Here is a 1,334-nt window from a genome sequence, read left to right as displayed (position 1 = left end):
AGGTAAACCGAGCACCGCGTTGTTGGTCCAGTTTACGTTGCTGTTGTTGTCACTATCGGTGTAAACATACGCATCGGAGTAGTTGATTAACGCGTTGTTTTCCCGTTTTTCTGGGTAATAGTCCACCTTGCCCGTTTTGTTTCTCAGCATCTCGGGAGAGACGAAAATACGGAGTTTGCTATTATCAAAATCATACACATACTCCGCATCGCCGGTTTTTACCGTTGGCACACACAGGGCTAATTCACCCTGACAATGTGGGTTAGCTTGTATACCTTGTTGTAAGGTTGCGATGATCGTGCTCACTGCCAACGGTGAAAGGTGTTGTTGGCGTAAATAATCCCCCAGTGCTGTTACCGATGCCCCAGCATCGATTCGATAAGTTTCATACGTCACGGAAGAAGCCACTTTCACCGATGACGCTGCCCCTGCTACTTCCACATCAATACGTTGCGACTGCTCTTCAAAAAAGTCAGAGAACGCGGATGGGTAGGCTTCATGGGTTAATGGCGCAGCCATGACAGGCAGGCTGTGGAGTACGCCTGCAATGACCAACGCGAGATACGTCTGCTTCATAACACCATCTCCGCAGACAACCCTAGCGTGCCGTAACATTGCTGATTGTTACCTGTTTGCGGTAATGTCGGGTAGCGCACCTCAAGGTGGTGTTGATCATCACTGCCGGTGAATGTTTGGCCGTCATGTCCGGCTTCATCGCTGTCTTTTGGCGCAAACGGTTGGCCATCTAAGGTAAAAGATAAACCGTTCAAGGCCTCGGATTCACCCGTACTGTTGATGCAATAGTGCTGTGAAACCGGTAACGTGAGGGAGTAGTTAACGTTATCACCCGAGCGACTTTTTACCTCAAAATCAATATGTAATGGTTTGAATGTCTGTGATTTTGTATCATAAGAAGACACATAATCCCTCTTACCAATAATTTCAATGTCACCCATATTGTTATCCTTGAATATGGTCACTGCTGGCGTGAAGGTTTTTGGTATCTGCGTGGCATTTGCGTTGTGTCCCACTAAACAAAAACACAAAATGGATAAATGAATGAATTGATAAGGGCGCATATATCCTAACTATTTTAATACGTAATTTTTAAAACCACCACGGGCCTAAAGCCGTGGTGGTTTTTCACACATAAAGCGACAATTAAGTGTCTGTCGGGGCGATAGCAAGCACAGCTTGTACCACGACGCTATCACCCGTTTGCAATGTGTTAGCATCCGTGCCTTTCACAATTTTTAAGTTCGTTGTGTTTGCATCCGCTGGTTTATTAAACTGATCATTGACAGCCTTGATGACGCCATCGACGCTCACAGCAA

At 46.0% G+C, this 1,334-nt stretch carries 2 protein-coding genes; both read right to left on the bottom strand.

The window, feature by feature from the left end:
• Nucleotides 1-576 (bottom strand): hypothetical protein (locus WH7805_RS13460; protein WP_198005786.1); only part of this gene is annotated, 576 nt, incomplete at its 3' end.
• Nucleotides 573-1,079 carry a hypothetical protein gene (locus tag WH7805_RS13995; RefSeq protein ID WP_198005785.1) on the bottom strand — a complete coding sequence of 169 codons (507 nt, stop codon included), beginning with the start codon at nt 1,077-1,079 and terminating at the stop codon, nt 573-575. The genes WH7805_RS13995 and WH7805_RS13460, both read right to left, overlap by 4 nt.
• Between the last annotated feature and the right edge of the window lie 255 nt (nt 1,080-1,334).

Origin of the sequence: Synechococcus sp. WH 7805, assembly GCF_000153285.1 — a bacterium.
GTDB lineage: Bacteria > Cyanobacteriota > Cyanobacteriia > PCC-6307 > Cyanobiaceae > Synechococcus_C.
Note: the sequence above shows the minus strand (reverse complement) of the source record. Positions and strands in the feature narration are given on the sequence as shown.

What these genes read in the sequence shown, in the direction of transcription:
- WH7805_RS13995 (WP_198005785.1), bottom strand. Translation starts at nt 1,079, where the DNA reads ATGCGCCCTTATCAATTCATTCATTTATCCATTTTGTGTTTTTGTTTA.